Origin of the sequence: Sulfurimonas sp., from assembly GCF_028694895.1 — a bacterium.
Taxonomy (GTDB): Bacteria; Campylobacterota; Campylobacteria; order Campylobacterales; family Sulfurimonadaceae; genus Sulfurimonas.
The window spans coordinates 1-23,488 of record NZ_JAQVKA010000008.1 but is presented as its reverse complement, the minus strand read 5'-3'; the positions used below and the strand labels follow the sequence as shown (position 1 = coordinate 23,488).

The window sequence follows — 23,488 nt, the reverse complement described above, 5'->3', positions numbered from 1 at the left end:
TTGCATTTATGCAAAAAGCTTTAGGGGTTTGCAAAGGACATTTATGTCCTTGCCATAAAATGGATTTTACTCATTTTAATGCGTAATCAAATAAAAAATGACATTATAGTATAATTGCATAAAACTTTTATTATTAAGGAAATATATTGGCAAAAAAAGCAATTTTAGTCATTACTGATGGTATTGGTTACTCATCAGAAGTGGAACATAACGCATTTTATCATGCACAAAAGCCAACATATGACAAACTATTTTTAAATACTCCTCACTCTTTAATTAGCACTTATGGGCTTAGCGTCGGGCTTCCAAAAGGGCAGATGGGAAACTCTGAAGTAGGGCATATGAGCATAGGAAGCGGTAGAGTTCTTTATCAAGATTTGGTAAAAATCTCACTTGCTTTGAGTGAAAATAGATTTAGAGATAATGAGGTCTTTAAAGAACTTTTAACAAAATCTCCAAGGCTTCATCTTGTAGGGCTAATGAGCGATGGTGGAGTACATTCACATATAGACCATTTTATGGGTATTGCTGATATCGCAGCAAAAGAGGGTAAAGAGGTATATCTACATCTTATTACAGATGGTAGAGATGTCTCTCCAATTTCTGCTAAAAAGTATCTTGGGCTGGTTGATAAACATTTGAGTGAGAGTGTAAAGATAGCAACTATCTCTGGACGTTTTTACTCAATGGATAGAGATAACCGTTGGGATAGAGTTCAAAAAGGTTATGAGGCAATAGTAAATGCTAAGCCAAAAACCACTTTAAGTCCATCAGGATATATTGACGTTTCATACGCAAGAAGTGAGACAGATGAGTTTATAGAACCCACCGCTTTTAGTGGATATGATGGCATGAGAGATGGTGATAGTGTTTTGATGATAAACTTTAGAAGTGATAGAATGCGTGAAATTGCAACAGCTATTGGCGGTAGTGATTTTAGTGCATTTACAAAATCTGATATAAAGTTACATATAGCGACAATTACAGAGTATGATAAAAGTTTCACTTATCCAGTGCTTTTTAAAAAAGATTCACCAAAAAACACTCTTAGTGAAGTTATTTCAGATGCTGGATTAAGACAGCTTCATACGGCCGAGACTGAAAAATATGCGCATGTAACATTCTTCTTTAATGGCGGTATTGATGAACCATATGAGAATGAGACAAGAGTTCTTATTCCCTCACCAAATGTAAAAACATATGATGAAAAGCCTCAAATGAGTGCATTTGAAGTTGGTGAAGTTGTACTAAAGGGTATGGACGAGGCGTATGATTTTATAGTTGTAAACTTTGCAAATGGCGATATGGTTGGGCACACTGGAAACTTTGAAGCAGCTAAAATAGCAGTAAATGCAGTGGATACTCAGCTTGGGTTGATTTTACAAAAAGCAAAAGAGATGGATTATGCCGTTGTTATCACATCAGACCATGGAAATTGCGAAGAGATGATAGATAGTGATGGCAATGTTTTGACAAATCATACGGTTGGAAAAGTGTGGTGTTTTGTTGAAGCAGAGGGAGTAAGTAAAGTAGAAGATGGTGCTCTTAATAACATAGCGCCAACTATCTTAAAGCTTATGGGACTAGAAATCCCTAAAGAGATGGATCATAGTTTAGTTTAAAATTAAGGAGAATAGTATGAAATTTAGCGGAAAAAATGTTTTAGTAACGGGTTCTAGCCGTGGTATTGGTGCAGAGATAGCAAAGGTTTTAGCTGGATATGGACTTAAGGTTTGGATAAACTATAGAAGTGGTGCAGCAGAGGCTGACGCTATAAAAGATGCTATCGAAGCAGAGGGCGGACATGCCGCTGTTATCGGCTTTGATGTAAGCTGTGAAGAGGCGTTTGTTGATGCTATAAAAACTATAATTGATTGTGATGGAGAGCTTAGTTACCTTGTAAACAATGCAGGAATTACAAATGACAAATTAGCACTTCGTATGAAGAGTGAAGATTTTATGTCGGTTATAAATGCAAACCTTCTCTCATGTTTTATAGGTTGTCGTGAAGCTATGAAAGTTATGAGAAAGAAGAAGAGTGGTTCAGTTGTAAATATCTCTTCAATTGTTGGTGAGACTGGAAATGCAGGCCAGACTAACTATGCAGCAAGTAAAGGTGGAGTAATAGCAATGACTAAGAGTTTTGCTCTTGAAGCAGCGTCAAGTGGTATCCGTTACAACACAATCACTCCGGGTTTTATAGCAACAGAGATGACTGATGTTCTAACTGATCAGATTAAAGAGGGCTTTACATCAAAAATCCCAATGGGACGTTTTGGAAACCCTAGCGAAATAGCTGAAGCTACAGCATTTTTACTCTCAGATCATTCAAGTTATATAACTGGTGAGACATTAAAAGTAAATGGTGGAATGAATATGGCGTAATTGAGGAGTAAAAATGTATGATATTAAATTTACTCTCCCGCTTAAGCGGGTAGCCTTAGGGGGTTGTAGGGACACATGTGTCCCTGCCATAAATATGGGACTTGCTCATATTTATGTGTAATATCAAATGCATATAGCCGTATCCGCTTGTCTTATAGGCATAAAAGTAAGATATGACGGTGGAGATAGGCAATCACTGTTTATAACTAATGAACTAGCAAAGTATGCTACATTTATCCCATTTTGTCCTGAAGCACTGGCTTTTGGTACTCCAAGACCATCTGTAAGACTTGTAAAAAAAGATGGTGAAATTCTAGTGATTACAAATGATGGCGATATAGATTTAACCAAAGAGCTACTCGATAAATCCAATAGTGAACTTAATAATATTTCAACTACAAACCTTAGCGGCATCATATTTAAAGCTCGCTCTCCTAGTTGTGGATTAGGAAGTACCAAAGTCCAGATAGACAACTCAGCTCAAGACTCAGAAGTGGATGGACTCTTTGCAGGATTGTGTAGAGAAAAATTTCCACTTTTACCGATGCAAGAGGAGGGGAAGCTTGAAGATGATTGGCTAAGAGAGAATTTTATCATGCAACTCTTTGCCTATAACTCATTTGAAGTTTTAAAAAACAATAACCCAACTATGAAGATGCTCGTTGATTTTCATATGAAAAATAAATTTTTGCTTCAAGCAAAAGATGAGAAGTTATATAGAGTCCTCGGGAATATAGTAGCAAATCATGAGAAGCTTTTATTTCATGAGCTTTTCTCAAACTATGAGTACAACTTCAAACTAGCTATCTCTAAAAAAAGCTCTATCAAGAGAAACAGAAATGTGTTAGAACATATGAGCGGGTTTTTTAAAAATGAGTTAAGCAGTGTTGAAAAAGAGATTTTACATAAACAAATAGACGAGTATGCACAAAAAATAGTACCTATAATTGTTCCTCTCTCAACTATAAAACTCTATGCTAAAAAGTATAATACTAGCTACATTTTAGGGCAGGTATTTTTAGAGCCATATCCAAAAGAGTTAGCTCTACGCTCAAGCTTACTTAGTTCTAAATAGAGATTTTTTTTGAGAAGAATACTTTGGTTTAGGCGAGATTTAAGAGTAAAAGATAATCCTCTTCTCTCTTTTGGCGGGGAGGTTTTACCTATCTTTATCTTTGATGTAAATATCTTAAAAGATTTGCATAAAGATGATAGAAGAGTAACTTTTATATTTCATTATGTCTTTAAACTAAAGATTGATTTGCAATCCATCGGGCTAAATCTGAAGATATTTTATGGCACTCCAGAGGCCGTTTTTGAGCAATTAAGTGGATTTGATGAGGTTGTTGCATCGGGGGATTATGATAGTTACGCAAAAAATAGAGACCTTCTTATATCGCACAAACTTCACTTTAAATATTTGCATGACACATATATTTTTAAACCAAAAGAAGTTCTCAAAGATAATGGCTCGCCATATTTTGTATTTACACCGTTTTATAAAAAAGCTAGAGTTGCACTAATTACAAAAGATTTAAAAGAGAAAGAAGTTACTGGAAATATCTTAATCAAGAGTGATTATGAGGGCATAACTAAGATAGATACAGATATATCAAAGCTTCCTTTAAACATAGAGTCAATTGGGTTTAAAACACAAAATCTACATATTATAAACCCACAACAAAAGCTTGAAATTTTTAAAAAAAATATTTCAAAATATAGTGAAATGCGGGATTTTTTAGATATTGATATATGTTCACACTTAAGCGTTGATTTACGTTTTGGCACTATATCTATAAGAGAAGTTTTGCGTGAAGTATTAAAGCTTGATAGCGTTAGTGAGCCATTTGTCAGACAACTTATATTTAGAGATTTTTACGCTTACTCTCTTTTTCATACGCCACACATAGAGAGTAAAAATTATAAATACAGCTTCAATGGTATAGAAGATGAGCAGAAGTTCATAGCTTTTTGTAGCGCTAAAACAGGTGTACCAATAGTTGATGCTGGAGTTAGAGAACTCTTACAAACTGGCAATATGCACAATCGAGTTCGTATGGTTGTGGCCTCTTTTTTTACAAAAGATCTGCTTCTTCCATGGCAGTGGGGAGAGCGGTTTTTTGCAAAACATCTTCTTGATTATGACATGGCAAGTAATGTTTTATCTTGGCAATGGAGTGCTGGAACTGGAGTGGATCCACAACCATATTTTAGAGTTTTTAACCCATATTTACAGAGTAAAAAATTTGATAAAGAGGCCGCTTATATAAAAAAATATATTAGTTGCCTCTGTAGAGTTGAAGCAAAAAATATTCATAATGAAGAGTATCTCCTATGTGCCAATATTAAAGGTTATCCAAAACCTATCATAATACATAAAGAAGCGTCAAAGAGGGCGGTAGAACTTTTTAAAAATCTTTAAATATAAGCTCAAAATGGTCAAATATTTTATATATTATTTTCATTAATAATTGAGCTATATTCGATAATTAGAGCATAGACAACCCCCTTTTTATTTATAGCAAGAGAGGTTATTTAAGTTAAATATGCTACAATTCCAAGATTTTATACATAAAACATAGGAGCTAGAATGGCACTTTTAGACGATATTAAAGCGGTAGTAGTTGAACAATTAAGCGTAAGCGCTGATGAAGTTAAAGAGGACTCAAAATTTGTTGAGGATTTAGGTGCTGATAGCCTTGATGTAGTTGAATTAGTAATGGCTCTTGAAGAGAAATTTGATATCGAAATTCCTGATGATGAAGCAGAAAAGATTAGAACTGTTAAAGACGTAGTTAACTACATCGAAAGCAAGTAATTTTCTGAATTCTACTGAGATTATTCTCGGTAGAAATACTTTTTAAAACTCAGTTGGCTGGGCTTTTAAAAGTATTTTATATTTTGCATGGAGATTTTTATGAAAAGAGTTGTAGTTACTGGATTAGGCATGATAAATGCAGTTGGAAATGATAAAGAGAGCTCTTTTAAAGCTATCTGTGATGGTGAATGTGGAATAGATACAATTACTCTTTTTGACCCAGAAAACTACAGCGTAAAGATTGCTGGTGAAGTTAAAAATTTTGACCCTGAGACGGTCATGTCGCCAAAAGAGGTAAAAAAAGCGGATAGATTTATTCACCTTGGTCTAAAAGCAGCTCAAGAAGCTATGGCTGATGCAAACATCCCAGCAGATACTGATATGGATAGATTTGGTATAAGTGCTGGTTCTGGTATTGGTGGACTACCTTCAATTGAGAAAAACTCAATCATCATAGAGACAAAAGGTCCAAAAAGAATAAGTCCATTTTTTATTCCAGGTGCTCTTGTAAATATGCTTGGTGGATTTGTCTCAATTGAGCATGGAACTAAGGGTCCAAACTTATCAAGTGTAACTGCGTGTGCTGCTGGAACTCATGCTATCAGTGAAGCTGTAAAAACTATTATGTGCGGTGGTGCAGATAAGATGTTGGTTGTCTCTGCAGAGTGTGCTGTAACTGGTGCTGGTGTTGGCGGATTTGCTGCTATGAAAGCACTATCAACAAGAAATGAAGAGCCAAAAAAAGCTTCTCGTCCCTTTGATGCAGATCGTGATGGATTTGTTATGGGAGAGGGTGCTGCTGCTTTAGTTCTTGAAGTATATGAAGATGCTGTTGCACGTGGAGCAAAGATTTATGGTGAAATCATTGGCTTTGGTGAGAGCGGAGACGCAAGTCATATTACTACTCCAAGTCTTGATGGCCCTGCTCGTGCTATGAAGGCCGCTTATACTATGGCTGGAAAGCCTAAACTTGACTATGTAAATGCACACGGAACAAGTACTCCAATCAATGATAAAAATGAAACAGCAGCAGTTAAAGAGCTTCTTGGTGGAAAAGAAAATTGCCCACCAATGAGCTCAATTAAAGGTCAAATAGGCCATTGTCTTGGCGCAGCTGGCGGTATAGAAGCTGTTGTATGTTTAATGGCTATGCGTGATGGAATTATCCCTCCAACAATCAACCATGAAACTCCAGATGAAAATTGTGATTTAGATATTGTTCCAAACAAGGCAAGAGCTGCTGAGTTAAAGACTGTAATGAGCAATTCATTTGGTTTTGGTGGAACAAACGGCGTTTTAATTTTTAGAAAAATCTAAGTATAAGGAGTCCACATTGGCAACATATTTAGACTTTGAACAGAAAATAAAAGTTATTCAAGAAGATATTATATCTGCGCAAGTTCGCCATGATGAAGGGCTTGTTGAGTCGTTAAAGAAAACATTAGATAAAGAAGTTTCAAAGATATTTACTAACCTCTCCCCTTTTCAACAACTTCAATTAGCACGTCACATAGATAGACCATATGCTCTTGATTATATAAACTTACTTATGAGAGATAAGTATGAGATTCACGGAGATAGACACTTTCGTGATGATGCTGCTATCCTTTGTTATATAGGATATATCGGAGATGAGAAGGTTGTTGTTATTGGTGAGCAAAAAGGTCGTGGAACTAAAAACAAGATAAAGCGAAACTTTGGTATGCCTCATCCAGAAGGCTATAGAAAAGCTCTGCGTGCTGCAAAGCTTGCTGAGAAGTTTAATCTTCCTCTTCTTATGTTAGTAGACACCCCTGGTGCATATCCTGGAATTGGTGCAGAAGAGAGAAATCAGAGTGAAGCGATAGCTAGAAACCTACTAGAATTATCACAACTAAATACCCAAACTATCTCTATTGTCATTGGTGAGGGTGGAAGTGGTGGAGCTTTAGCTATTGGAGTCGCAGATAAATTTGCGATGATGAGATACTCGGTTTTTAGCGTTATCTCTCCAGAGGGATGTTCTGCAATCTTATGGAACGACCCAGCAAAAGCAGAAGCTGCAACTAATGCTATGAAAATCACAAGCGGAGACTTAAAAGAGTTAAACCTTATAGATGATATTATAGCAGAGCCTTTAATTGGGGCACATAGAGATAAAGAGGGAGCTGCGGCTGCTATTGGAGAGTACTTTTTAAGTGAACTTACAAAGTTACGTCAAATGTCACCTGAGCAAAGAATGCAAGAGAGATATGAAAAACTAACTGGCGTAGGTGCTTTTAGCGAATAAAACTACTCTTGATCCTCAATACGAGGGTCAAACTTTGGTCTTTTTAATCTTTTTGCCTCTTTTGAATATCTTATTAAATCCTCAGCCGTTTTTACTTCCACATCCACACTACATAGTGATAATTTAAAAAGCTCATACGTTGTTATTACATCGCTCATTGCTCTGTGATGAGTAGCATTTGGGTTGAGATTAAATGATTCATTGAGATAAGAGAGAGCATATCTATAAGATTCAATAGTTCTCTCAGCTAAAGAGAGTGAACATAAACATCTGTTTAAAAGTGGAGGAAGTCCTATCTTTTGCATACTTAAAGAGACAAATTTATAATCAAATTTTACATCATGAGCAATAAAGACTGAGTCACCTAAGAAAGTTCTAAAATCATACATTACTTGTTTAAGATTTGGCGCGTCTTTAGTATCATTAGTTGAGATACCAGTTATCTCTGTTATATGAGGATTAATCTCATGACACTCTACAAGAGACTCAAAACGCTCTACAACTAAACCATTTTTTATTTTCAAAGCTGCTATTTCTATGATTTGGTGTTTATCAATCTTTGAGCCATTTGTCTCAATATCAACGATACAAAATGTGCTCTCTTGCATAGGTTTAAAAGCAGTAGTAAAGTAGAAGTTTCCAGCTTGCTTTACAATCTCCAAACCTTGTGAGTGCCAAAGTTCTAGTAAAAAATCCAAATCATTATCTATCTGCTCTTTTAATGTCTTAAGAGATAAACCTTTTGTTGAGAGCTTATGGATACTTTTTGCATCTAAAGAAAAGGATGGTTCATCAAGAATCATATATCATATCTTTGCATTTTTAATAAACTCTTCTACTTTTTTATGATCTTTTTTGCCATGTGAGATCTCGACACCACTACTAACATCTACTCCATAAAAGCCATATTTTTTAAGCGAAGCTACATTTGTTGGGTCTAATCCACCAGCTAAGATAATCTTTGAGCACTCAACTCCATCAAACCACTCTAGATTTAATCTCTTTCCACTTCCACCATAAGCTTCTGAGTAAGCATCTACAAGTCGATACTCATCGCTGTAAAGTAAAATATCTTTAGGCTCTTTTGCTCGGATAACTTTGATATGAGGAACGAACAAATGTTCGTATAATTTGCTTGGAGCTTCAAAGTGAATCTGAGCAAGAGTTGCACCTGATTCTTGGCAGTATGAGTTAATTATTTGAGCGTCACTATTTACAAAAAGAGCAACTTTTTCAACAAATGGGGGTAATTTTTTGATGATTTTTCTTGCATCTGCTGGAGATATATATCTAGGTGAAGCTTCATAAAAAACAAATCCTAAAGCATCAGCGCCTGCGTTGATAGCGTTCATTGCATCTTCATAAGAGGTTATTCCACAAATCTTGGTGCGCATGATTAGATTTTTAGAGACTCAATTGCAATTTTTTTATCTTTATGACCAAATACATAGCTTCCTGCTACGACAATATCAACGCCAGCATCTTTAAGGAGTTTGACGTTTTTATCATTTACTCCGCCATCAACTTCAATAAGGCATTTTGGATTTATCATATCTCTCATAGCACTTAGTTTTTTTGCTTTTGGTATTACACTCTCTATAAAGCTTTGTCCGCCAAATCCAGGGTTTACGCTCATAAGTAGAACCATATCTAAATCTGCTAAGAGGTACTCTATAGTTTCTGGCGGTGTATGAGGATTTAGAACAATGGCTGGTTTTATCCCAAGAGAGCGAATTTTTTGGATAAGTCTATGAGGATGTTTTTCCTCTTCTATATGAAAAGAGATATATTCAGGCTTTAGTGGTGCAAAAAGGTCCACAAAGAAAGAGTTGTTCTCAACCATTAGATGTATATCAAGAGGCTTGGTTGCAGATGCAGCAATAGCAGAGACAACAACAGGCCCAATTGTAAGATTTGGAACAAAGTGCCCATCCATAACATCTACATGCACAAAGTCGCAACCCGCAGCACAAATAGCTTCAACATCTCTTTGTAGATTGCCAAAATCAGCTGATAAAATACTTGGAGCTACTTTCATTTATTTTCCTTGTTTTATTGTGCGATTTTACAGTTTTGTTGCTTTTATCTTGTTAAGAAGAAAAGAAATTTATCATCATTAAAGAGCAAATCTACTTGCACACCTTTTCTTCCCTCAACAACTTCCATTAAGCTATCTATATCTTGATATGTTCTAGGAAGCGTTATGTTTACACTGATGTTTTCATCCGAGAGAAGTGTTTTTATCTTTCCACCAACAATGTTTACAAGCTCAGCTAACGTATCTAAAATCATCTCCAAATCATCAGTGCTCTCACCTATTAAAAGTTCACAAGCTTTTTTTGCAATCTCTTTTGGAAAAACTAAAATAACCATACCATCAATATCACCATAGTAACCAATAGAACTGGCAATCTTGTCTTTTTTATCTGCAATTGCCAAAGTACGAATATTTAATGCTTCTTTGGTAGCTTTTGCATTTGTCATCATCTCTAATGTAGCAACAGTAGCATCTATAAATTTTGGTAACTCTAAGATAGTCTCTTTATTTATAACTCTTTTATTTTTAATATTTGAAGAGCTACTAGCTCCTAACTCTTTTAAGAGTTCCTTGTTTTGAAGGATATCATCCATTTGGTTGTAAAATAGTATCCCTGCATCTTCCATCGTCTCTTTAAATGCTTCTGGAGTTTTATCAAATTTCATACCTACAAAACAGATGCTAGCATTATACTCAGCAGCAGAGCTAGCTAGTCTTGAGAAGAAGTTTAAAGCGTGTATGTTCATGCTTAGGACTTTATACGCGTCAAATATAAAAAGTCTAAAACCAACATTTAGAGAGTTTCTGTGATACTCTATATTGAACTGCTCACCTATTTCAGCATCTAAATAAGATGTAATTGTGTAAATAATTGCATTACCTGTTACACGAGTTGCAACTTTTTGGCCCATTTGTCCAAGAAATGTTGAATCTATAATATAGTCATACGCATCTATATTTCTTTTCTTTTTATCAAAATCTTCAATAGATTGAGCAACTGTTGGGTTGTGACCTCCATCATGCAACTCTATTGCCATGGCAGAGCGTTGAGATTTATCACTACTGTAAATCAAAATTTTTTTATTTGCATTTTTAAAGCCCGAAGTGAACAAATAGGCTATATCCAATGTTTTAAAGAGTGAGAAATTTAGATCATCTTGAAAAAATCTAACTATTGCTTCATACTTTTTTTTATCATAGTCACAAAAACCAACCATCGCTTGATTCTTTTTACGAATTTTTGCAAATAATTTTATAAAAATATCTAAACCATTTCTATTAAAAAAGGCAACTTTTTTCAGTGAAACTAAGATCATCTCTGCTTTTAGGTTTGTTGCCTCTTCTATATCTTCTATAAGCATAAATGCGTTTGAACTGTTTGCGTCTAAAAAACCTTGCGGAGAGTAAACAGCAATTCCATTTTTTAATACGGGTTTCATTTAATCTCCATAAATGAAGCAAAATCATCATATATATCACTAACATACTCGATTTGAAAGTCTACAAAATCATTTAGTCCAGCTTTAATAAACTCAGGTTGTGAGAGTTTATAAAAAAGCAAAAGATGCATCCATTTTCCAAGAGTGTTTATCTCTTCATCTTCAGAGGGCTTAACCCCAGAAGCTGCTTGAACTATGGCACTAACACTATTGTCCATCTCCCACTTTTTAGCAATCTCCTCACATATATCAAAAAGGCCCATTCCACATAGACGCATTAAAATAGTATTGTAATCTAATGCTTTAGTTGCTCTTAATAGTGCAACTTCTTCTTTTTTTTGTGCAAAAAGAGCCTCAGTTACAATAATACTAGCAGGAAGAAGGGTAATAGCTGCATAAGCGTTGGAATCATTAATATTAAGATGTATTAAGATAGCTTCCCATCTCTTAGAGAGATTTGCTTGAAGTTCATAAAATAGGGTACTGTTTAATTTAAAAAGTGCCCATTTATTTGGACTAAGCAGAGTCACCATATAGTTATAAACACTCTGCTGTGCTAAAGAAACACCAAGTATGCCAAAGATTTGCCCTATATCGCTAACCTCATTTTTAAATCCATATATAGGCTTATTTACAATACTCTTTAGGTACGATTTAAGTGCTAAATCTTGCTCTGCAATTTTTGCTGCTTTTACTAATTCACCAATGTTTAAAAGAGAAAGAGTCTCATTTAAGATTTTTGGTGAGGGCGGAATTTTCTCTATAAAGCTCTCAATATTCTTTTTTGTTATCATTCTCTTATCTGTACCTATAAATTTACTTTATTCTACACTCATAAGGATAAAAGAAATATTAATTGTAAATCTACCCTTAAGCAGAACTTTTGTTTAAGATAGATATAATTCGCAACTTTTAAAACCTAAAATAAGGAAGCTAATTATGGCAAAAAAATGCGCTATCAGTGGCAAGGGCCCAATGAGCGGAAACAATGTTTCACACGCTAAAAACAGAACAAAACGTCGTTTTTTATTAAATCTTAGAACTGTACGTATCACTTTAGATGATGGTACTTCTCAAAAGATTAAAATATCTGCAAGAGAGTTACGCACACTTAAGAAAAACTCTTAAGTATATAAGAGGACGCAGCCTTGAATCTCTTAGAGAAGATTCGAAAATTTCTACATTGGGAGACTTCTCCCAAACCTGCAATCACGCTCAATGACGAGCTTTATGCACAACTTCTCCCTTTTAGAACGCCATTAATCTTAATTCAACTTCTTATGTTAATAGGAACGTTAGGTTACTACTATCTAGAAAATTACTCAATCATGGATGCAATCTTCCAAGCTGGATATACATTTACAACAGTTGGATTTGGCTCTATGAATGAGGGTTCATTTTCTCCAGAGGGGCAGATTTTTACAGTAACTCTTATAATTTTAGGTTTTACTACGTTTACTTTTGCAATTGGTATTGTTGTAGAAGTTGTAAGAAAAGGTCAATTATCTAGAATATTAAAGGAGCGAAGAATGTTATACAGCATAGCAAGGCTCAAAAAACATTATGTAGTTTGTTATCATAATGATTATACGCTTGAAGTTACTAAACAGTTAAAGGAAAACCATATTCCTTTTGTTGTGGTTGATCCAAGAGAAGAGATACATGAGTGGGCACAAGAGCATAACTATACAACATATCTAAGAGCTGAACCACACGCTGAACTTACTATGTTAAAAGCGCACCTTGCTTCTGCTAAAGGGCTCATTACATTATCTAGCTCTATGTCTGATAATATAGCCCTTATAGCTTCAGTTAGACTTTTTGAAAAAGAGCATTTCCTGCCAAGGCCTTACTATATAATCTCTTCAGCTGAGAGTGTAAGTGATGTTGAAAAGCTTAAAAAACTTGGTGCAGATACAGTTATCTCTCCAACAAAGTTAACTGCGCAAAGAGTAACTGCAATGGCTGCTCGTCCTGATATGGAAAATTTACTTGAAGAGTTTTTATATAAGAGTGATAATCCACTTGATATGGAAGAGATAGAAGTGCCAAAATATAGCTGGGCTGTTCTTAAAAAACTAAAAGAGACTCATATGAGGGAGATAACAAATACCTCAGTAGTGGGCATTACAAAAAAAGATGGAAAATTTTTGGCTATGCCAAAGGGTGATGTTTTAATTACTAGTGAGTGTAAGCTTCTTGTAATTGGAACACAAAAAGATATAAATGTTACAAAAGATTTACTAAGAAAAAGAGATAAGCCAAAGGAGCTCAAATTTGTATAATATAATCTATTGCAGTGGCGGAGTATGCGCTAGCGAAGGTTTCTTTGCGGATGGTGTTAGCGCAGGCCTAAAAAAGGGCGGTGCCAAAGATATGGCATTTATATATAGTGAAAATGAGTGTGAAGTAGCTTCTGTTTTTACTACAAACAAGATGTGCGCAGCGCCAATTAGACACTTTAAAGAAATGGGCGATGTAAAATCAAATTTTATAATCATAAACTCAAAAAATGCAAATGCAATGACCGGTAAAGCAGGGATTGAAGATATAAAAGAGGTTCTCTCAAACTCTCCTAAAAATGCAAAAAACCCTATCATGAGCTCAACTGGAGTTATAGGCGTTAGGCTTCCAAAAGCTAAGATTATAGAGGGTATGAAACTCTTTGATTTAAGTAAACGTGATTCTAGTAACGCGTCAAAAGCTATTATGACAACTGATACCTTTGCAAAAGAGATATCTTTTAATGTAAAACTAGACGATGGAAGCAGCTTTAACATAGGCGCGATTGCTAAAGGTGCTGGGATGATAAACCCTGCTATGGCTACAATGCTCTGCTTTATAACAACTGATGCAAAAGTAAGTAAAGCCCAGATGCAAGAGATTTTAGATGAGGTAGTAAAAACAACTTTTAATGCTATAAGCGTAGATGGAGATACTTCAACAAACGATACTGTTTTACTCTTAGCAAACGCAAGAAGTGGTGCTTATGATAAAGAAGCGTTTAAAGAGGCTCTCTTTAAAGTTATGCACTTTTTAGCGCTAGAGATGGTAAGAGATGGAGAAGGTGCTACAAAACTTGTAACATATAAAGTAAGTGGTGCAAAAGATGATAAAGAGGCAGAGATTGCTGCAAAAGCGTTATCTGATTCACTACTTGTTAAAACTGCACTATTTGGCGAAGACCCAAACTGGGGAAGAATCGCTTCAACTATCGGAGCAAGTGGCGTTGAAGCTTATGAAGAGAAGCTAAAAATCTCATTTGATAATCTTTGTGTTTATGATAGAGGTGAGATACTCTTTGACGCAGAGATGGAGAAAAAATGTGCAATTATAATGCAACATCAAAAATTTACAATTAGCTGCGATTTAGGCGTAGGTGAAGGTAGTTTTAAAGCTTATGGCTGTGATTTGGGACATGAGTACGTTAAGATAAACGCTGATTATAGAACGTAAAAAATACCAATACTTTAAAATTGATATGTGATGTTGATTGATATACTTTTTTTCTATATACTCTAGCTATTAAAAAAAGGAGTTTATTATGTCAAAAGTAGTTTTAATAACTGGTGCTACCTCAGGAATGGGTGAGCTTACTTCAAAATTTTTAGCAGAGTATGGATACATAGTCTATGCTGGTTCAAGAGATAAAAATGCAACCGGCAGTCAAGACAATATTAAAAAAATTTATTTAGATGTTACAAACACTAAAAGTATTAAAGATGCGGTTGCAACTATTATAAAAAATGAGGGTAAGATTGACGTTCTTGTCAATAATGCTGGATATGGACTTTTGGCAACCCTTGAAGATGGAACTGATGAAGAGATATTTAATCAGTTTGATGTAAATGTTTTTGGACTTATAAAAACTACAAGAGAAGTTCTTCCTCATATGAGAGCTGCAAAGGGTGGAGTTATTATCAACCTTAGCTCATTTTTAGGCAAGATGGGACTTCCTTTACTCTCACATTACAATGCTTCAAAATACGCTGTTGAGGGGATAACAGATTCACTTAGATTTGAAACACTTCCTTTTGGTATAAGAGTTCACTCTGTTGAAGCTGGCCTTTTTGGTACAAACTTTGTAAAAAAAGGTTTGGTTGCAAACGCACAAACAACGTCAGAGAATTCACCATATAAAGCTTTAGTATCACATTTTGTGCCAATTGTTGCAAAAGCTATTAACGAAGGACCTTCGGCACAGCCAATTGCAGATGCTATAAAGATGATTATAGAAGATAAAGATGCTCCTATTGCCGTGCCTGTTGGCGTTGAAGCTACAACATTTGTCCCACTTAGAAAAGAGTTAAGTGATAAAGAGTTTGAGGGTAAGATAAAAGAAACTTTTGGAATCTAGATGAAAAAGCTACTCTTTTATACGCTTATACTAGCAATTACAGTTTTAAGTGTAATTGTATCTATTGCTTACTTGACACCATCAAAAGTGATACCAAAGTATAGTGATGATAAATTAAGAGAGTTAGCATTATCTAAGGGGTTAAAGCCTACACCAGACACATATAAAAAACTTTTAGAACTTGTTGATGACGCATCAAATCCTATGAGTGCTTCAAAAATCGCACTTGGACGTGAACTATTTTTTGATGTGAATCTCTCAAAAAACAAAGAAACAAGTTGTGCTACGTGCCACTCTTTTGATAAAGACCTAAAAAACAAAGGTGTAATGTCAAAGATGATTAGCTCTAAAGAAGAGCAGATAAACAACTGCGTAGCATGCCATCTAAAAGACCAAAGTGGTACTGATAGATTTACATTCTCACAAGGCGACAATCATGAGCCACATCCATATCTTCTTAACACACAAACAGTGCTAAACACAGCTTTTGCTAAACATTTTACATGGAGTGGCGACGTAAATAGCATAAAAGAGCAGAGTAAGAACTCCTTTTTAGCACACTATAAGATGAATATAACAGAAGAAGAACTTCAGCTAAGAGTTGCAAAGAGCAACAAATATAGAGCAATGTTTGATGATACATTTGAAGATGGTATAACGTTTGAAAATATCAACAAAGCTATAGAGATATATGTAAAAACTCTAGTAACTAGAGGAGCCTATGATAGATTTTTAGATGGTAATAACAGTGCGATTAGTAGTGACGCTAAGAGAGGTTTGGCAAACTTTATAAGTTTTGGATGTAAAGGGTGTCATAGCGATATTGCACTTGGTGGACAGAGTATTCAGAGATTTCCGCTTAGAGATTTTGCACAAGTTTATGACTTAAAACCAAACTTTGAACTTTTCCCAGAGATTAAAAGGTTTGATAGTGAGTTTCCATTTGAAAATAGTGGTGGCTTTTTAGGCAAAGATAAAAGTCATCTGTTTCGTGTTCCAATTTTAAGAAATGTTACTAAAACATCGCCATATTTTCATAATGGGGCAGTGCCAAAGATAAGAGAGGCGGTAAATGTTATGGCAAAACATCAGCTTGGACGCCATCTAACACTAGAGCAGATTGATGAGATAGTTGCATTTTTAAGAACTCTTGAGGGTAATATTGTAGAGTATGATGTAAGTGAGAGCAAATGAGAACGATAATAAAGATTTTAGTTTTTGTAATGTTTGTCTCAGGGGTGCTTCAATGGAGTGTTATTGATCTCTCTTGGGAAGATTTTAGAGTTATTCAAGTTGCACATATATTAAGCTCTATCGCTATTTTGTTTTTACTTCTTCCATTTATCTATAGACATATTCGTAGATATTACTTTATAAAGAAGGTAAATAGTGTAAATGGTTGGGTTGTCTTTGTTCTGTTTATACTCTTAATTGCAAGCGGATTTTATCTACTTTTAGTAGGAAACAGAGGCGGGGATATGTTTGGAGAACTCTCTTTTAATGTCCATCTATATGGCTCATTTTTATTAATCATTCTTTTTATAGCACACGCCTTTTTTAGTGAAAAAAAACAGATAACTCCTCTTGTACTTTTAGCGCTTATAAACCCACAACTCTCCCATTCACAAGAGAAACTATCAAATATAGAAGTAAATAGCACTAGAAGTTATCATAGTGAGGATTGGACATCATCTACTAAGTGTAAATCATGTCATAGCGAGATATTTAAACAGTGGAGTAACTCAAACCATAAACATATGGTTGGCTCAAACCCATACTACATGGTAATGGAGACTTTAGCTGGAGAAGTTGAAGGAGAGGGCTTTCGCAAGTGGTGTATGAGCTGTCATAACCCGAGTGCACTTCTAAATGGGCATGAAAAAACTACTCATGATATGGAGGGGAACTTCTTACGTGATGAGATTTTTGAAAAAGATGGACAAGGGCTTATTGCAGACTTTAAAGAGCAAGATAACTTTAGGCTAGAAGAGGGTGTATCATGCGTTACTTGTCATAGAATAACAGATGCAAGCAGTAAGGGGAATGCCTCTTATACCCTCACACTGGAGCGAAAAAAATATGCTTTTGAAGATAGCAAAGCACCTCTTGGACATTGGTTTAGTGAAAAACTTATCAACTCAAACCCTGATGAGCATAAAAAAAGCTATATGGACCCACTTTATAAAGAGAGTAGATACTGCGCTTCGTGTCATGATGAGTTTCATCCAAAAAACGGTATTGCAATTGTCTCAACATTTAAAGAGTGGGAGAAGTCTGAGTTTAACAATCCAAAAGATAAAAGTAAACATAAAACTTGTATAGATTGCCATATGACAAATCTTAAAGATGGCAAACTCTCACCACTAAGAGGAACTTCAACTGATGGCGGGGTCATAAAAGAGGATGTAAAGGTTCACTACTTTAGCGGTTCAAACCACTTCTTAGCAGGGCTTAAAGATAAAAAAAATGAAGAGCAAACAATTGAGCTTTTAAAGAGCTCTGCAAAGCTTGATGTAGATGTAAAGGATAACACTTTAAGTGTTGGAGTTACAAATGTAGGTGCTGGTCATCATCTGCCGACAGGAGTTGCAGACTTTAGAGAACTTTGGCTTGATGTAAGCGTAAAAGATAGAGATGATAAGCTTGTGTTCTCAAGTGGAAAGTTAAAAGAAGATGGCAATATAGAAGATGATAGCAGAGTCTTTCAAAAGGTTTTTGGTGATGAGAACGGTGAACCTGTTGGACTTCTGTTTTGGAGATATAAGATACTTCTAAAAGACACTAGAATACCATCAAAACAGAGAAGAGTTGAGAGTTTTGCTTTATCAAAGAGTGTTAAATATCCTCTGAGCGTAGAGGTAAAACTAAACTTTAGAATCTATCCACAGTGGACTACTGATGCAGTTAAAAAAGCTTTTCCAACTCTGCCAAATCCACCTATTATAGAATTAATGAAGGTAGAAAAAGAGTTTAAATGAGACTTGTTTTTATTTTTATAATTTTTACATCACTTATATTTGGTGAGCATATAAGATGGCAGAGTAATTTTGAAACAGCTCTCAAAGAAGCAAAAAAAGAGGAAAAAAATATTTTGCTTCTAGTGTTAAAGAGGGATTGCAAAGAGTGTAAGAGTGTTTTTACAGATATTTTTATGGATAAAGAAGTAGCCGATAAGGTAAATGATAAATACATATCAGTTGTGGTTTTTTTTGAAAATAAAAACAGCTATCCGGTAGAACTTTTTTACACACAACAGTTCCCAGCTCTCTTTTTTGTCTCATACAAAGATGAACTATTTATAAACACTCCCTTGTTTGAAGCTTTTACAAAAGAGGCTCTCTTAAATAGTCTTTAGTTTAAAATTTATTTTTTAAGGCTAATAGATTATTTACAAACTTAAGATAGTATTGAACAAACTAAGGAGTCTATTATGCAAAAATATATCTGTACTGTGTGTGAATATATATATGATCCAAAAGTTGGAGATCCAGATTCTGGAGTTGCTCCAGGAACAGCGTTTGAAGATATTCCAGATGATTGGGTTTGTCCAGATTGTGGAGTAAAAAAAGAAGATTTTGAGCCATACGAAGACTAAGTGCTAAGATGGGCTTTAATATAAAAAACAACATCTATCTTGTTGGTAATGTTGATTGGGAAATAGAGAGTTACCAAGGTTATAAGTACTCTACTCACAAAGGAACTTCTTATAATGCGTATCTCATCAAAGAGCAAAAAAATGTTCTTATAGATACAGTTGATACGCCTTTTACTGAAGTCTTTATACGGAATCTTAAAAATGAGATTGATTTAAAAAATATCGATTATATCGTTATAAATCATGGGGAGCCAGATCATACCGGCGCACTTCCTACTCTTATGAAACTTATACCAGATACACCAATTTACTGTACTAAGAACGCTATAAAATCTCTTAGAGGACAATATCATCAAGATTGGAACTTCAATATTGTAAAAACTGGTGACAAGCTTGACCTAGGGGATAAAGAGCTTGTTTTTGTTGAGATGCCTCTGCTTCATTGGCCAGATAGCATGCTCTGCTATTTAACTAAAGACAACATGATATTTAGTAATGATGCATTTGGACAACACTATGCTACATCTGCTATCTATAATGATTTGGTTGATCAGTGTGAGCTACAGATAGAGTCTTTAAAATACTACGCAAATATTTTAACTCCATACAATTTAAAGGTTATCAAAAAAATAGAGGAGATTTTATCTCTAAATCTTGCTATTGATATGATTTGCCCATCACATGGAGTGATTTGGAGAGATAATCCTGCGCAGATTATAGAGCTGTATCTTAAGTGGGCGCAGGATTATCAAGAGAACCAAATAACAATTTTATATGACACAATGTGGGAGTCTACAAGCATTATGGCTGAGGCTATGGCAGAAGGAATTAGAAAATCAGATGAGACAACAATCATCAAACTTGTGCATCTATCAAAACAAGACAAAAATGATGTAATCACAGAAATATTCAAATCAAAAGCAATTTTAGTTGGTTCTCCTACTGTAAATAAAGGGGTGCTAAGCTCAATCTCTGCTATATTTGAGATTATAAAATCTTTAGAGTTTAAAAATAAAAAAGCGGCATCTTTTGGCTCTTATGGATGGAGTGGTGAGAGCACAAAAATTATAAATACAAAACTACTTGAGAGTGGATTTTCTTTAGTTAATGATGGACTCCAGATGATGTGGAAACCAGATGAAGATGCCATCAAAGAGTGCACCCTATTTGCAAAAGAGTTCTCTGATAGCTTAAAGGATGAGCCTCTAACTTAGTTTTGGCAACTGCCATCCCTTCTTGTATGCAATCAGCCTTAGAACAATACTAAAGCTAGCTGTGATGATAATAGTAAATTCATTTATAGCGTCAAAAAAGTTTAATGTACCAAGTACTAAAGCTACGATTACAGCAATTGAGCCATAGAAGTCACTAACTAAAACAGTAGGGACTTCATTTATCATAATATCTCTTGTAACTCCTCCTCCAACTGCGGTGATAAAGCTAAGTATCACTATGCCAAAGAAGTTATACTCGGCGTTGATTGCTAAAAGCGCGCCGGTGATACTAAATGCAACAAGTCCAATCGTATCACTTATCACAAACATCCATTTTCTCTCTATAGAACTCTCTTGATAAAATTTAAAGAAGTAAGCAACTAAAATCGTTAAAATAAGAGTAAGTGCTGGGTGAATAGAGGTAAAAGCATAAGGTGGTGAGCTAAGGATAGCATCTCTGATTATACCTCCACCAAGAGCAGTGAGAGCAGAAGCGATAACTATGCCTAAGATATCAAGATTGTTTTTTATAGCAATTAAAAAACCACTTATTGCAAAGGCCACAATACCGATAATATCGGCAAAAATAAAGTAATCAGGCATCTATTTTTGGTAGTGAGATTTAAATTCTACATATCTTGATGCAGAAGCATAAAGCTCTTTTACTTCATCATCACTCAGCTCTCTAATCAGCTTTGCAGGGCTTCCCATTATAAGTGAGCGAGGTGGAAAAATCTTATTTTTAGTTACAAGAGAGTCAGCTCCGACAATCGACTCTTTGCCTATAACTGCGCCATCGAGTATGGTTGCACTCATACCAATTAAACAAGCATCTTCTATTGTGCATCCATGAAGCATAACTCGGTGTCCTATTGTTACGTCATTGCCAATTATTGTTGGATGTCCATCACTTCTATCTTCTTTTTTATGATGAGTCACATGAACCATACTCAAATCTTGTATGCTTACTCTATCGCCAATCTGTATATAGTGAACATCGCCTCGGACAACTGTTCCAAACCATATAGAGCAATCCTCTCCACAAGTAACATCACCGATAACATCAGCTGATGGAGCTACCCAGCTGTTTTTTCCAATTTTTGGCTCCATTGCTTTAAAGTTATAAAGCATATTAGATCTCCTCGTTAAATATATTTAAAGTCTGCTCTGCGGTTGCGCTACTCTCTTTTGCAGCTGCTTTAGATACTTTGTTTACATACTCTTCTAGTAAGACGTGATTGTTTATGATTTTAGTTTCATCATGTTTTACCTTTATATATGAACCATCACTCTGTAATTCATGTGCTAAAGAGTTATCAGCACATTGAAGGTTTAGTATCTGAATAATCTTATCTTTTGCTTTTGGATCTTTTATAGCGGTCAGAAGTTCTATACGTCTCGTTAAGTTTCTTGGCATCCAGTCCGCACTTGAGATATAAACTCCAGCTTCATCATTTTTAAAGTAAAAAGCTCTTGCATGTTCTAGGTATTTACCAAGAATAGAGATTACTCTAATATTTTCACTCACGCCCTCAATTCCTGGTTTTAAACAACAGATACCACGAACGATAAGATCAACTTTTACACCTGCTTGACTTGCTTTATAAAGAGCTTTTATAACGTCTTCATCAACTAAAGAGTTTAGTTTTACAATGATTCTTCCATCACTTTTCTTTCTTGTCTCATTTTGGATAAGAGAGAGAATCTTTGGTTTGATTTGCGATGGAGACATATAAAGCTCGTTAAGTTTGCCTTTTTTACTAAAACCTGTAAGAAAATGAAAAAACCTAGTCATATCATTTGTTATCTCATCTTTACTCGTTAGATAACTCATATCTGTATATATTTTTGAAGTTGCTGGGTTGTAGTTTCCAGTTCCTATGTGTGCATATTGTTTTAGTTTTCCATTTTTCTTTCTTGTAATAAGTGTTGCTTTTGCATGAACTTTAAAGCCTTTGATGCCATAAATTACGTGTGCGCCAGCCTTTTCAAGTGCTTTTGCCCAGATGAGATTATTTTCCTCATCAAATCTAGCTTTTAACTCAACCATTACAGTTACCTGTTTGCCAGATTCACTAGCACCCATTAAAGCTTTAACTATAGGAGAATCCGTTCCTGAGCGATAAAGCGTCATTTTAATTGATACAACATCTGGATCTTTTGCTGCACTTTGAATTAACTTAACAACTGGATCAAAGCTCTCATATGGATGGTAAAGCAGTATATCTTGCTTTTCAAGAGAGCTAAAGATGCTATCACTATTATCAAGTGGCGGAAGAGTTTTTGTCTTAAAAGGCTCTGAGAGTAAGTGTGCAAAATGTTTGTTTGAAACTATCTGCCAAAGACTTGAGAGGTTTAAGAATGTGTGAAATTTAAAGATGTCATCTTTGTAAATATTTGCGTGACGATTAAAGAAATTTATAATCTCATCATCTGCATCACTTCCAACTTCAAGCCTAACCATCGCACCTTTTCTACGAAGTTTTAAACCCTCTTCAAGTATCTCTAAGAAGTCATCAGCTTCCTCTTCTTCGATCTCGATATCAGCATTTCTAGTAACTCTAAATGCTGCAAACTTTATCAAAGAGTAACCTGGAAAAAGATCTTCTACGTGTTGCGCTACTATACTCTCAATTGGAACATAAATATCATTTTCAAGCTCCACAAATCTCTCTATAACACGAGGAATACGGATGATTCCAGATCTCTCTATAGTTGGATTATCACTATCTCTTAGCTTTACAATAAGCCCAAAACTTAGGTTGTTTAAGTGTGGAAACGGGTGAGTAGCATCAATGGCAATAGGGATGATTACTGGATATATGTTTTCGTTAAAATATCTGTTTAGGTAATGTTTTTGGTGTTGATTTACTTCATTGTAAAGCTTTATACTTATTCCCTCAAGCTCGAGCTTTTTTAAAATACCATTCATACAGTGTTCAACAACTTGTTGTTCTTGATGAAGATATTTTCTTATTTCACGCAACTGCTGCAGAGGTGTAAGCTTATCTGCACTTGAGACTATGATGCCTGCTGTAAAGAGCTTCTTTAACCCAGCAACCCTAATCATATAAAACTCATCTAAGTTTGTTCCATAAATTGCTAAAAACTTAAGCCTCTCTAAGAGTGGAAGGGATTCATCTTGAGCCTGTTTTAAAACTCTTGTATTGAATTGAAGCCATGAAATTTCGCGGTTGTTATAAAGATCTGGGTTTTTAAGGTTTAGCATTGAGAGGAAAACTCCACATAAATTATTTTTTTCTCATTATATCGAATAATCTTTATGATGCTATTACAACGTACTTTTAAAGGAACTCTTTAAAATCTATTTTATCACTCCGCTACCTTGCCAATTTGCTGAGTGATATACTGT

Annotated in this window: 24 protein-coding genes; 16 read left to right on the top strand and 8 right to left on the bottom strand. The window is 35.0% G+C overall.

Going from position 1 to position 23,488, the window contains the following annotated elements; all coding sequences use genetic code 11:
* The first annotated feature begins 146 nt into the window (after positions 1–146).
* The 7 genes from gpmI to accA all read left to right on the top strand — a co-directional run bounded on the left by gpmI (position 147) and on the right by accA (position 7,472).
* Positions 147–1,622: a 2,3-bisphosphoglycerate-independent phosphoglycerate mutase gene (gene gpmI / locus PHI38_RS02310; protein WP_299852254.1), complete on the top strand. Its 1,476-nt coding sequence runs from the start codon at positions 147–149 to the stop codon at positions 1,620–1,622.
* 16 nt (positions 1,623–1,638) lie between these two features.
* A complete protein-coding gene (gene fabG / locus PHI38_RS02305; protein ID WP_299852251.1) occupies positions 1,639–2,385 on the top strand; it encodes a 3-oxoacyl-ACP reductase FabG in 747 nt (248 codons plus the stop codon).
* A gap of 127 nt (positions 2,386–2,512) precedes the next feature.
* Positions 2,513–3,460 (top strand): DUF523 and DUF1722 domain-containing protein, encoded by a 948-nt coding sequence (locus PHI38_RS02300; RefSeq protein WP_299852248.1) that lies wholly within the window; start codon positions 2,513–2,515, stop codon positions 3,458–3,460.
* 9 nt (positions 3,461–3,469) lie between these two features.
* Positions 3,470–4,807, top strand: coding sequence for a deoxyribodipyrimidine photo-lyase (locus tag PHI38_RS02295; RefSeq protein ID WP_299852245.1), 1,338 nt, complete (start codon positions 3,470–3,472; stop codon positions 4,805–4,807).
* Between the two features lie 168 nt (positions 4,808–4,975).
* Complete coding sequence (acpP, locus tag PHI38_RS02290) at positions 4,976–5,203, top strand: acyl carrier protein (protein ID WP_041672290.1); 228 nt, start codon at positions 4,976–4,978, stop codon at positions 5,201–5,203.
* A 99-nt stretch (positions 5,204–5,302) separates the two neighbouring features.
* Positions 5,303–6,520, top strand: a complete 1,218-nt coding sequence (locus PHI38_RS02285) for a beta-ketoacyl-ACP synthase II (protein WP_299852238.1) — start codon at positions 5,303–5,305, stop codon at positions 6,518–6,520.
* Between the two features lie 16 nt (positions 6,521–6,536).
* Positions 6,537–7,472 (top strand): acetyl-CoA carboxylase carboxyl transferase subunit alpha, encoded by a 936-nt coding sequence (accA, locus tag PHI38_RS02280; protein WP_299852235.1) that lies wholly within the window; start codon positions 6,537–6,539, stop codon positions 7,470–7,472.
* Positions 7,473–7,474: 2 nt separating this feature from the next.
* Here the strand turns inward: accA and PHI38_RS02275 are convergent, their stop codons facing one another.
* Genes PHI38_RS02275 through PHI38_RS02255 form a run of 5 tightly spaced genes read right to left on the bottom strand, consistent with a single transcriptional unit; the run spans position 7,475 to position 11,743 of the window.
* Positions 7,475–8,275 (bottom strand): 3'-5' exonuclease, encoded by an 801-nt coding sequence (locus PHI38_RS02275; protein ID WP_299852232.1) that lies wholly within the window; start codon positions 8,273–8,275, stop codon positions 7,475–7,477.
* Between the two features lie 3 nt (positions 8,276–8,278).
* Positions 8,279–8,866 carry a phosphoribosylanthranilate isomerase gene (locus PHI38_RS02270; protein ID WP_299852230.1) on the bottom strand — a complete coding sequence of 196 codons (588 nt, stop codon included), beginning with the start codon at positions 8,864–8,866 and terminating at the stop codon, positions 8,279–8,281.
* 2 nt (positions 8,867–8,868) lie between these two features.
* Positions 8,869–9,510, bottom strand: a complete 642-nt coding sequence (rpe, locus tag PHI38_RS02265) for a ribulose-phosphate 3-epimerase (RefSeq protein WP_299852227.1) — start codon at positions 9,508–9,510, stop codon at positions 8,869–8,871.
* Positions 9,511–9,554: 44 nt separating this feature from the next.
* Positions 9,555–10,949 carry a chemotaxis protein CheX gene (locus PHI38_RS02260; RefSeq protein ID WP_299852224.1) on the bottom strand — a complete coding sequence of 465 codons (1,395 nt, stop codon included), beginning with the start codon at positions 10,947–10,949 and terminating at the stop codon, positions 9,555–9,557.
* Positions 10,946–11,743 (bottom strand): HDOD domain-containing protein, encoded by a 798-nt coding sequence (locus tag PHI38_RS02255; RefSeq protein ID WP_299852221.1) that lies wholly within the window; start codon positions 11,741–11,743, stop codon positions 10,946–10,948. Before PHI38_RS02255 ends, PHI38_RS02260 begins: the two co-directional genes overlap by 4 nt.
* Before the next feature lie 145 nt (positions 11,744–11,888).
* On the opposite strand from PHI38_RS02255, the gene rpmB reads away from it, so the two are divergent.
* The 9 genes from rpmB (at position 11,889) to PHI38_RS02210 (ending at position 20,115) form a co-directional block, all read left to right on the top strand.
* The gene (rpmB, locus tag PHI38_RS02250; protein ID WP_299852219.1) at positions 11,889–12,077 is read left to right on the top strand and encodes a 50S ribosomal protein L28; all 189 of its coding nucleotides are present in this window, start codon (positions 11,889–11,891) and stop codon (positions 12,075–12,077) included.
* Between the two features lie 20 nt (positions 12,078–12,097).
* The gene (locus PHI38_RS02245) at positions 12,098–13,234 is read left to right on the top strand and encodes a TrkA family potassium uptake protein (RefSeq protein WP_299852216.1); all 1,137 of its coding nucleotides are present in this window, start codon (positions 12,098–12,100) and stop codon (positions 13,232–13,234) included.
* The gene (argJ, locus tag PHI38_RS02240; protein WP_299852213.1) at positions 13,227–14,405 is read left to right on the top strand and encodes a bifunctional glutamate N-acetyltransferase/amino-acid acetyltransferase ArgJ; all 1,179 of its coding nucleotides are present in this window, start codon (positions 13,227–13,229) and stop codon (positions 14,403–14,405) included. Before PHI38_RS02245 ends, argJ begins: the two co-directional genes overlap by 8 nt.
* Positions 14,406–14,493: 88 nt before the next feature.
* Entirely contained in the window at positions 14,494–15,306 is an 813-nt protein-coding gene (locus PHI38_RS02235; RefSeq protein WP_299852210.1) for an SDR family oxidoreductase, read from the top strand.
* Entirely contained in the window at positions 15,307–16,500 is a 1,194-nt protein-coding gene (locus PHI38_RS02230) for a cytochrome c peroxidase (RefSeq protein ID WP_299852208.1), read from the top strand.
* On the top strand, positions 16,497–18,284 hold the full coding sequence (locus PHI38_RS02225) for a multiheme c-type cytochrome (protein WP_299852205.1): 1,788 nt from the start codon (positions 16,497–16,499) through the stop codon (positions 18,282–18,284). The genes PHI38_RS02230 and PHI38_RS02225 overlap by 4 nt, the downstream gene beginning before the upstream one ends.
* Complete coding sequence (locus PHI38_RS02220; RefSeq protein WP_299852202.1) at positions 18,281–18,661, top strand: DUF255 domain-containing protein; 381 nt, start codon at positions 18,281–18,283, stop codon at positions 18,659–18,661. The genes PHI38_RS02225 and PHI38_RS02220 overlap by 4 nt, the downstream gene beginning before the upstream one ends.
* 75 nt (positions 18,662–18,736) lie before the next feature.
* Entirely contained in the window at positions 18,737–18,901 is a 165-nt protein-coding gene (gene rd, locus PHI38_RS02215; protein ID WP_299852199.1) for a rubredoxin, read from the top strand.
* Between the two features lie 8 nt (positions 18,902–18,909).
* On the top strand, positions 18,910–20,115 hold the full coding sequence (locus PHI38_RS02210; protein WP_299852196.1) for an anaerobic nitric oxide reductase flavorubredoxin: 1,206 nt from the start codon (positions 18,910–18,912) through the stop codon (positions 20,113–20,115).
* On the opposite strand, the gene PHI38_RS02205 is transcribed toward PHI38_RS02210, so the two are convergent.
* From PHI38_RS02205 to PHI38_RS02195, 3 genes are read right to left on the bottom strand one after another with little or no spacing between them, the layout of a single operon-like run.
* The gene (locus PHI38_RS02205; RefSeq protein WP_299852189.1) at positions 20,107–20,718 is read right to left on the bottom strand and encodes a TRIC cation channel family protein; all 612 of its coding nucleotides are present in this window, start codon (positions 20,716–20,718) and stop codon (positions 20,107–20,109) included. The genes PHI38_RS02210 and PHI38_RS02205 overlap by 9 nt on opposite strands.
* Positions 20,719–21,246 carry a gamma carbonic anhydrase family protein gene (locus tag PHI38_RS02200; RefSeq protein WP_299852186.1) on the bottom strand — a complete coding sequence of 176 codons (528 nt, stop codon included), beginning with the start codon at positions 21,244–21,246 and terminating at the stop codon, positions 20,719–20,721. It abuts the gene before it with no gap.
* A 1-nt stretch (position 21,247) separates the two neighbouring features.
* Complete coding sequence (locus PHI38_RS02195; RefSeq protein ID WP_299852183.1) at positions 21,248–23,344, bottom strand: RNA degradosome polyphosphate kinase; 2,097 nt, start codon at positions 23,342–23,344, stop codon at positions 21,248–21,250.
* Positions 23,345–23,488 lie beyond the last annotated feature (144 nt).

Bases quoted from the DNA above. Each gene is read 5' to 3' on its own strand.
- PHI38_RS02225 (WP_299852205.1), top strand. From the start codon at position 16,497: ATGAGAACGATAATAAAGATTTTAGTTTTTGTAATGTTTGTCTCAGGG.
- PHI38_RS02255 (WP_299852221.1), bottom strand. From the start codon at position 11,743: ATGATAACAAAAAAGAATATTGAGAGCTTTATAGAGAAAATTCCGCCC.
- rpmB (WP_299852219.1), top strand. From the start codon at position 11,889: ATGGCAAAAAAATGCGCTATCAGTGGCAAGGGCCCAATGAGCGGAAAC.
- PHI38_RS02300 (WP_299852248.1), top strand. From the start codon at position 2,513: ATGCATATAGCCGTATCCGCTTGTCTTATAGGCATAAAAGTAAGATAT.
- PHI38_RS02275 (WP_299852232.1), bottom strand. From the start codon at position 8,275: ATGATTCTTGATGAACCATCCTTTTCTTTAGATGCAAAAAGTATCCAT.
- PHI38_RS02285 (WP_299852238.1), top strand. From the start codon at position 5,303: ATGAAAAGAGTTGTAGTTACTGGATTAGGCATGATAAATGCAGTTGGA.
- PHI38_RS02220 (WP_299852202.1), top strand. From the start codon at position 18,281: ATGAGACTTGTTTTTATTTTTATAATTTTTACATCACTTATATTTGGT.
- PHI38_RS02205 (WP_299852189.1), bottom strand. From the start codon at position 20,718: ATGCCTGATTACTTTATTTTTGCCGATATTATCGGTATTGTGGCCTTT.
- fabG (WP_299852251.1), top strand. From the start codon at position 1,639: ATGAAATTTAGCGGAAAAAATGTTTTAGTAACGGGTTCTAGCCGTGGT.
- rd (WP_299852199.1), top strand. From the start codon at position 18,737: ATGCAAAAATATATCTGTACTGTGTGTGAATATATATATGATCCAAAA.
- PHI38_RS02230 (WP_299852208.1), top strand. From the start codon at position 15,307: ATGAAAAAGCTACTCTTTTATACGCTTATACTAGCAATTACAGTTTTA.
- PHI38_RS02210 (WP_299852196.1), top strand. From the start codon at position 18,910: ATGGGCTTTAATATAAAAAACAACATCTATCTTGTTGGTAATGTTGAT.
- PHI38_RS02195 (WP_299852183.1), bottom strand. From the start codon at position 23,344: ATGCTAAACCTTAAAAACCCAGATCTTTATAACAACCGCGAAATTTCA.
- PHI38_RS02260 (WP_299852224.1), bottom strand. From the start codon at position 10,949: ATGAAACCCGTATTAAAAAATGGAATTGCTGTTTACTCTCCGCAAGGT.
- acpP (WP_041672290.1), top strand. From the start codon at position 4,976: ATGGCACTTTTAGACGATATTAAAGCGGTAGTAGTTGAACAATTAAGC.
- PHI38_RS02200 (WP_299852186.1), bottom strand. From the start codon at position 21,246: ATGCTTTATAACTTTAAAGCAATGGAGCCAAAAATTGGAAAAAACAGC.
- rpe (WP_299852227.1), bottom strand. From the start codon at position 9,510: ATGAAAGTAGCTCCAAGTATTTTATCAGCTGATTTTGGCAATCTACAA.
- PHI38_RS02270 (WP_299852230.1), bottom strand. From the start codon at position 8,866: ATGCGCACCAAGATTTGTGGAATAACCTCTTATGAAGATGCAATGAAC.
- PHI38_RS02235 (WP_299852210.1), top strand. From the start codon at position 14,494: ATGTCAAAAGTAGTTTTAATAACTGGTGCTACCTCAGGAATGGGTGAG.